We start from the raw sequence: 512 nt of genomic DNA on the forward strand, positions 1-512 counted from the left end.
CAAGCTCTGCCTTTTTAAGCGAAGCTTTTGCTTGTGCTAACGCTGCTTTCGCACTTGCCACTTGTGCTTCAAAAGAAGAAGGTTCAATAGAATAAAGAAGCTGACCTTTTTCTACCATTTGTCCTTCTTCAAAATGACGAGCTTGTAAATAGCCTGAAATCTGTGCTGTGATATTGGTATCTTCTACCGCTTCAATGCGACCGATATATGATTTACTCGGTTGGTAGTCGATTACGGTGACATCCTGAGTTACGACAAGAGGCGCTTGGCTCTCTCTTTGGGCATTATTCGCTTCTCCGCATCCTGCAAGGATAGCTGTAGCCGCCATTAATGCGACAAGTGGTTTCTTTTGCATGTATTTACCGTCTTTATGGAACAGGATATTGTTGAAAACACACTAACCTTACAGACAGTAGATTCCGAATTCTCCTACATAAATTGCGTAAAATGTTTCTAAATGTAATTAATTGAAACGAGCCGAAATAAAGTTGATGCATTTGAAATCATTTTCA

Annotated in this window: 1 pseudogene; it reads right to left on the reverse strand. The window is 40.0% G+C overall.

Features of this window, described 5'->3' with window-relative positions:
* Positions 1-355 (reverse strand): annotated as a pseudogene (vmeY, locus tag R7P74_RS29530) (multidrug efflux RND transporter periplasmic adaptor subunit VmeY); the annotation flags it as partial.
* Positions 356-512 lie beyond the last annotated feature (157 nt).

The sequence above is a fragment of the Vibrio sp. 2033 genome, assembly GCF_033339735.1.